This is a genomic window from Thermodesulfobacteriota bacterium (assembly GCA_035559815.1).
GTDB lineage: Bacteria > Desulfobacterota_D > UBA1144 > Nemesobacterales > CSP1-2 > DATMAT01.
In genome coordinates, this window is the sequence record DATMAT010000058.1 from 1 (window position 1) to 7768 (window position 7768).

The 7768-nt window shown below is 51.6% G+C and carries 5 protein-coding genes; all 5 read left to right on the plus strand.

The genetic code is table 11. The features are described 5' to 3' along the window. A partial coding sequence (locus VNN20_14535) for an efflux RND transporter permease subunit (protein HWP93407.1) occupies positions 1-581 on the plus strand: 581 nt, incomplete at its 5' end. Between the two features lie 35 nt (positions 582-616). Then, positions 617-898, plus strand: a complete 282-nt coding sequence (locus VNN20_14540; protein HWP93408.1) for an STAS domain-containing protein — start codon at positions 617-619, stop codon at positions 896-898. Between the two features lie 353 nt (positions 899-1251). Continuing rightward, the gene (locus VNN20_14545; GenBank protein ID HWP93409.1) at positions 1252-2496 is read left to right on the plus strand and encodes an efflux RND transporter periplasmic adaptor subunit; all 1245 of its coding nucleotides are present in this window, start codon (positions 1252-1254) and stop codon (positions 2494-2496) included. A gap of 4 nt (positions 2497-2500) precedes the next feature. Further along, positions 2501-5884: a multidrug efflux RND transporter permease subunit gene (locus VNN20_14550; protein HWP93410.1), complete on the plus strand. Its 3384-nt coding sequence runs from the start codon at positions 2501-2503 to the stop codon at positions 5882-5884. A 90-nt stretch (positions 5885-5974) separates the two neighbouring features. Next, complete coding sequence (locus VNN20_14555) at positions 5975-7621, plus strand: efflux transporter outer membrane subunit (GenBank protein HWP93411.1); 1647 nt, start codon at positions 5975-5977, stop codon at positions 7619-7621. Positions 7622-7768 lie beyond the last annotated feature (147 nt).

The following is a 7768-nucleotide window of genomic DNA, read 5'->3' on the forward strand; positions in this document are numbered from 1 at the left end:
CACGGCAGATCCGCCGTGAGGGTGCGGCGCTTACTGCCACGCTCGGGTTCGCCGTAGTGCTCATCTACTTGGTACTTGCTGCCCAGTTCCAAAGTTTTCGCGACCCTCTGATTGTGCTCCTGGGCTCGGTGCCGCTGGCGATTTCCGGCGCGCTAGTGTTCAGCTTCCTGGACCTCACCACGATCAACATTTACTCGCAGGTCGGGCTGATCACACTGGTGGGGTTGATTGCAAAGAACGGCATACTCATCGTTGAGTTCGCAAATACCCTTCAGGCTCGCGGTCTCTCCAAGGTACTTGCACTACGTGAGGCGTCGTTGACGAGACTTCGGCCGGTGCTGATGACCTCGGCGGCTACCGTATTTGGTCACTTACCGCTTGTGCTGGTGTCGGGCCCGGGAGCCGAGGCCCGCAACAGCATCGGCACGGTGCTAGTAGCGGGCATGACCGTAGGTACTCTTTTTACTCTATTCGTCGTGCCGGTCTTCTACTCGCTTATAGCGGCCCGGCACCAGCCGAGCACGACTCACCAGGAGACAGAGCTTTTGGAGCAGAAGATGGAAGGGTCGATAGCGAGGTAGAGTCTGACAAATAATTGACAGGATAGTCGACAAATATGTTTAGAACCACAGAGATTTCCGAGGATGAAAAAACGGTAACCATTAGGTTAGACGGGAAACTTATTGATGCATGGGTATCAGATTTGGAAAAGCTATGCATGCTTTATAAACATGAAAAAGATAAAACCGTTGTGTTAGATTTCTCGGGCGTGACGTTCATAGATCGTAATGGATTGAAGATGCTTGAAAAGATAATGGATGAAAAAATAAAGATAATTAACTGTTCTTTATTTATTCAAGCACTCTTACATAAATTCCTAATCTGCAATAAGGATTAGGCATTTTATGCACAGATTTATGGAGACACTATACATGGAATCGACATCGGGAGGCCCGGTTCGTACGCGGTTCTTAGTTCAACCGTTGCGGCGGACGTTGAAATAATAGCGGGAATTTGAAAGACGGCAATTGGAAAATTTGGGTATACTCTAGTCAAGGTTTGTCGGTTACTACAGTTCTAGTGCTGGATTTTCCATCGTTCATGAGTATGCAAGCTGGATTCTTGGAGCAGGAAGCCATCCAGAATTTATCGAAAGTAGGGGTTCAATACCTATATGAAGTTGATAATCGCATAGCCCTTGGGCTCCCCTCTGTATGAGCAAAGCTATTCTTTAAATCAGGTGTTCGAGCCATGGATGCAAAACACGACTATAACAATAGAAAAATTTTACTGGGAAAAGTTTTACCACATCTGCTACCGGTGCTTATTATCTTTTTCCAAGTCAGTTGTGGGCGGAACGAAGGCCCGGTGGCTCCACCACCACCCAAGGTTACGGTTAGCCAGCCGGTGGTACGAGAAATCATCGAGTGGGATGAATACACTGGACGCCTTGAGGCTGTTGAGTCTGTGGAGGTTAGGGCACGGGTCAGCGGTTACTTGGAATCGATTCATTTCCAGGATGGCCAAATCGTTAAGAAGGGTGATTTGCTTTTTGTGATTGACCCCAGGCCCTATCAGGCAGAACTGGACCAAGCAGAGGCGGAACTCGAGCTGGCCAAGGCCCGTCTAAAGCTGGCCCAGGATAATGTAGTAAGGGCGAAGAAGCTTCTAAGCGCTCGTGCCATTTCTGAAGAGGAAGCTGATACCAGAATCTCCGACGAGCGTGTTGCTCGGGCAACGGTCGAACAAGCAGAGGCCGCCGTCCAAGCCGCAAAGCTGAATGTCGAGTTTACTCAGGTCAGGGCGCCTATTACAGGGCGTATCAGCCGTAAACTCGTCACAGAGGGCAATCTTATCAACGGCGGGACTGGCGGAACCTTGCTTACCACCATAGTTTCTCTTGACCCCATTTATTGTTATGCCGAAGCTGATGAACAGTCCTTTCTGAAATACACCCGACTGGCGCAGCAAGGAAAGCGTCCAAGCTCAAGGCAAGTGAGAAATCCCGCCTATCTTGCTTTGGCAGATGAAGAGGGGTTTCCCCACAAGGGCTATATTGATTTTGTGGATAACCAGCTTGACCCTAATACAGGGACGATAAGGGGAAGGGCAGTTTTCCCCAATCCTGATTTGACCCTTACCCCGGGGCTATTTGCCCGTATTCGGATACCGGGCAGCAGTAAATACGAAGCAATTATGATTCCTGACGAAGCAATTGGGAGCGATCAATCGCAGAGATTTGTCATGATAGTCAACGATGAAAACACAGCAGAATATAGAAAAGTGGTGTTGGGACCAAAAGTAAATGGATTGAGAATCATAAGAGAGGGTCTCAAGCCGGAGGATTGGGTAATCGTAAAAGGATTACAGCGAGTAAGGCCGGGGGTGAAAGTTGATCCGCAGAGAGAAAAAATACCCCTAAAGAATGAAAATTTCTTGACGCCGGACCTAACCCCGACTCAAGCTGAGAGCAATAAGAGCAATACAGGAGGATAGGGGAGTGATATCCAGATTTTTTGTCGATAGACCGATCTTTGCCACCGTGCTCTCGGTCGTAATCGTAATAGTTGGTCTCATTGCGTACTTTACCCTCCCGGTGGCACAGTACCCGGAAATCACTCCGCCGACGGTAGTGGTGCGCGCCAGTTATCCCGGGGCAACCCCCGAGGTTATAGCGGAGACGGTTGCCACTCCCCTCGAACAGGAGATTAATGGTGTGGAGAACATGCTCTACATGTCGTCTTCATCCACGAGCGATGGCCAGATGCAGTTAACCATCACGTTCGAGCTGGGCACCGACATCGACGAAGCGCAGGTTCTGGTAGAAAACCGCGTAGCCGTCGCCGAACCCAGATTGCCCGAGGAAGTCCGCCGCATCGGCGTCACCACCCGGAAAAGCTCCCCCGATTTGCTCATGGTGGTGCACCTCCTTTCGCCCGACAAACGCTACGACCAGCTTTACATAAGCAACTACGTCCAGATCCGGGTGCAAGACGTTCTAACGCGTATTGATGGCGTGGGGAGCGTCACAGTGTTTGGCGCGCGCGAATATAGCATGCGGGCCTGGCTCGACCCTGAGAAATTGTATTCACGGGACATGGCGGCGAGCGATGTGGTGCAGGCGCTCCGCGAACAGAACGTGCAGGTAGCCGCAGGGGTGATAGGCCAGCCGCCCGTGCCGCAAGGGAATGCCTTTCAACTTAACGTCAACACTCTAGGCCGCCTGGTCGAAGAGGAGCAGTTCGGCGATATTGTGGTAAAAACCGGTGATGACGGGCGGATTACGCGCTTGAGGGATGTCGCCCGGATTGAACTGGGTGCCCGTGACTATAGCGTCAACAGTTATCTTGACGGGGAACCGGCGCAAGGAATTGGAATCTTTCAGCTTCCCGGCTCTAATGCCCTTGAGACTGCCCAGTCGGTTCGCCAGACTATGGCCGAGCTCAGCAAGGAATTTCCGCCCGGCCTGGAATATCGGATCATCTACGACCCTACGATCTTTATCCAGGAGTCAATTAACGAAGTGTTTCACACCCTTTTTATAGCGTTCATCCTGGTGTCCATCGTGGTTTTGATATTTCTGCAGGACTGGCGGGCTGCCCTTCTCCCGATGATAGATGCCGTTGTGTCCCTGGTCGGCACCTTTGCCGTTATGGCTGCATTTGGCTTTTCGCTCAATAACCTGTCGCTGTTCGGCTTAGTGCTGGCGATCGGCATCGTGGTGGACGATTCTATCGTCGTTGTAGAAAACATCAAGCGCTGGATGGGTAAGGGCCTGGAGACACGCGAGGCCATCCTGAAAGCGATGGAGGAGATAACCGGCCCGGTGCTTGCTATCACTCTTGTCCTGAGTGCTGTCTTTATCCCAACGGCTTTCCTCTCCGGGATCAGCGGTCAGTTCTACCGTCAGTTTGCTCTTACCATCGCTGTCTCTACCATAATCTCGGCAGTTAATGCGCTGACCATGGCCCCAGCCCGAGCTGGCCAGCTTATCAAGCCGGATAGCGAGTCGGAGATGCAGGAGCCTCTGCCCCGCATAGGAATTGCCATTATCTTCGGATTTTTAGCCTATTCGTTTCTGGCCATGCCACTGGCGAGCTTGCTCGGTTTATCCGGTACGGTGCATGGCACCGGTGAGACTGGAAGTCTATCCTCAGGTCAGACCATCCTATGGGCGGTCCGCATGATGGTTTTTGCGGCCGGCGGTATAGCAGGATGGTTACTAAGTTCGATTGTGAACCGACTACTGAAGGGTTTCTTCCGTGGATTTAACCGGTTTTTCGAGCGCACGTCTGATGAATACGGACGTACGGTGTCGAGGTTAATACGGGTGAGCAGCATTGCTATTTTAGTTTATTGCGGCCTTATCGGCCTCACCTACTTGGGGTTTACCAGAGTGCCGGTTGGATTCATCCCCGCGGTGGACCAGGGATATTTGATTACCGACGTGCAACTTCCCGATGGCTCTTCCCTAGAACGGACTGATGCGGTAGTTCAGCGTGCGACAAAAATCATGCTGGAGACGCCGGGCATAGCGCATGCGGTGGGTATTGTCGGCTTCTCCGGAGCGACGTTTTCTAACAGCTCTGATTCAGCGGCAATATTTGCTGTCTTAGAGCCGTTCGAAGAGCGAGCTAAACACGGTCCAAGCGCCCAGGAAATTATAAGGAATGTTTTCCCTAAACTTTCTGAAATCCAGGAGGCAAGGATTATAGTGATTCCCCCACCCCCGGTTAGAGGTCTGGGAACTGCCGGCGGGTTCAAAATGATGATCCAGGACCGGTCGGGTGCTGGCCTTCTAGAACTTGAAGCTGCAGCCAACGAACTCGTTGCAGCGGCAAACCAGCAGCCGGGTTTGACCAGGGTTTTCACCACATTCAGCACTAATACGCCGCAGCTTTATGCCGAGGTGGACCGCACCAAGGCTAAAAAGCTTAACGTCCCTCTAACCAATATTTTTGACACGCTTCAGATTTATCTGGGTTCAATTTACGTAAACGACTTTAACCTCTTTGGGCGCACCTATCGGGTGACGGCCCAGGCTGAGGGGCCTTTCCGCAACGAACCCGATGATATTACAAAGCTAAGGACACGCAGCGCATCTGGAGCTGCAGTGCCGCTCGGCTCGCTTATTGACGTGCATCGTGTAACCGGGCCCGACCGGGTTATACGCTACAATTTGTTCCCTTCGGTTGATATAAATGGGGATACGATGCCCGGATTTAGCTCCGGACAGGCTATTGATGCCATGGAAGAACTGGCCAACAAAATACTGCCGCAAGGCATGGGTTTTGAGTGGACGGACCTAGCTTACCAGCAGGTTACAGCCGGCAACACGGCGATCTTCATCTTTCCACTCTGCGTACTGTTTGTATTTCTGATTCTGTCTGCTCTGTATGAAAGCTGGTCGCTGCCGCTGGCCATCATACTGATCGTGCCTATGTGCCTGCTCTCTGCCATTGCCGGAGTGTGGCTGCGCGGCATGGATAATAACATACTTACTCAGATAGGGTTTGTAGTGCTGGTCGGCCTGGCTTGTAAAAATGCCATCCTGGTCGTGGAGTTTGCCAAGGACCGGCAGGAAGAGGGCAAAAACCGCTTTGAAGCGGCAGTCGAAGCCAGTCGCATTCGACTTCGCCCGATCCTCATGACCTCTTTTGCTTTTATACTCGGTGTGGTGCCTCTTTTGATGGCAACGGGCGCTGGCGCCGAGATGCGCCAGGCCTTAGGTACTTCGGTGTTCAGCGGGATGCTCGGGGTTACGTTCTTTGGGCTGCTCTTAACGCCGATATTCTACGTTCTTATTCGCGGGGTTACCGAGCGCAAAAAAGAGAAATCTATTCATCACGAATTAAAGGAAGAGAGCTATGACAAAGGTATGTGAAAGTCACAATAAAATTAAATTGATTTCTCCTGCTCCACTGCATGGAAGGATTGATGTCTTAATGCACAACACTTTTGAAGAGGTTAAGATATGAGGGATAAAGAGCAGTTATCGTACTTAGCGGACGTAAATCCGCTCATTCTGAGCTTGTCGAAGAATGATCTTTCTTCCCAGATCGAATGTGTTCGTCCTTCGACTGGGCTCAGGACGAACGGCTATTCCATTTTCGCTCAAATATCGCTGTTTACTAAATCTCCAAGGCGGAAAGTTCTTGGTTCTTCAAACATGATCAGGACTGTAATCTTTATTCCTATCGTCTTAGGAATGCTAATCTTAACCGGCTGCATGGTCGGGCCGGATTATAAACAACCTCAGATGCAGGTCTCTCGGAAGTTTGCCAATGAATCTGAGAAGGGACTATCCACTAGTGAGGTGGAGACCTCGTGGTGGCGAGGTTTCAATGATGAGAGGCTCAATCGTTTGATTGATCTGGCAATAGCCGGTAATCACGACCTCCGTATCGCTACGGCCAGGCTTCGCCAATCTCGGGCCCTCCGGCTAGAGACTCAATTTGACCTCTTCCCCACTGTGACTTCACAAGCGTCCTATACAAGAGAAAGATTAAGCGAAGCGCAGGTACAAGAGGAGGGCTTTGACCGAGACATCGACCTTTTCAACGCCGGATTCGATGCTACCTGGGAACTGGATTTCTTCGGACGTGTGCGCCGCTCGATCGAGGCAGCCACTGCCGAGGTGGAAGCATCGGAGGCGGTTAGACGCGACGTGATAGTCAGCCTCCTGGCGGAGGTTGCCAGGAACTATTTCGAGCTCCGCGGAGCACAAAACCAGCTTGAGGTTGCTCGGAGAAATGCGGAGAATCAAGAGCAAACCCTGGAATTAACTATCGCCTTATTAGAAGGGGGTCGGGGCACAGAGCTGGACACATCACGCGCTCGGGCTCAATTAAATTCGACTCTGGCTACCATTCCTCCATTGGAGACTGCCATAAAAAGGGCCATTTACAGGTTGAGCGTGCTTGTCGGTCAGGAGCCTACCGCACTTGAGGCGGAGTTATCAGAACCGGAGAATCTTCCATCATTGCCCAAGCTGGTTGCCGTCGGGACTCCGGAAGCCCTTCTTAGAAGGCGTCCGGACATTCGCTTTGCGGAGCGAACCCTGGCTGCCGAGACTGCCCGCATCGGCATTGCTACTGCTGACCTTTTTCCCAGGATCACCTTTACCGGAAGCATAGCTCTTGAAGCCGAATCTTTCTCCGGCCTGGGCGATAGCGGGAGCGGCACTTTCTTTTTGCTCCCAAGAATCTTCTGGGCGGCGTTTGACCTGGGGCGAGTAAGGGCGAGGATCAAGGCCGCCGATGCGAGCGCCGAAGCGGCTTTAGCCCAGTATGAGCAAACGGTATTGCTCGCCCTGGAGGAGACGGAGAATGCGCTCGTTGATTTCGGCCGTCAACAGATGCGCCAAGATTTTCTGAGACAGTCGGCCGAGGCTAGTGAAAAGGCTGTAGAGTTGGCGCAACTTCGTTACCGATATGGGGTGGCCGATTTCCTCACTGTGCTGGATGCTGAACGCACGTTGCTCGAAGCCCAGGACCAGCTTGCTCAAAGCGAGACCAGCACGGCTACTGCTCTGGTCGCCGTCTATAAAGCCCTCGGCGGCGGGTGGGAGATAGAAATGGATGATCAACACAAGGGCGATGTGGCTAATAAGATTAAATAAGCGACACCATATCTGTCCAAAATAGGTTTTAAGGGAAGGGAGCTCCAACAGGTAGAATTGATTTATTTGCAACAACAAAACAACCACCTGAAGGAGGCATCCCGTGAACAAGTATAGCAGTATTTTTGGTCAAATGTTACGAATAAT

Excerpts from the sequence above, each read along its gene's own strand:
- VNN20_14540 (HWP93408.1), top strand. The coding sequence starts at position 617 with ATGTTTAGAACCACAGAGATTTCCGAGGATGAAAAAACGGTAACCATT.
- VNN20_14545 (HWP93409.1), top strand. The coding sequence starts at position 1,252 with ATGGATGCAAAACACGACTATAACAATAGAAAAATTTTACTGGGAAAA.
- VNN20_14555 (HWP93411.1), top strand. The coding sequence starts at position 5,975 with ATGAGGGATAAAGAGCAGTTATCGTACTTAGCGGACGTAAATCCGCTC.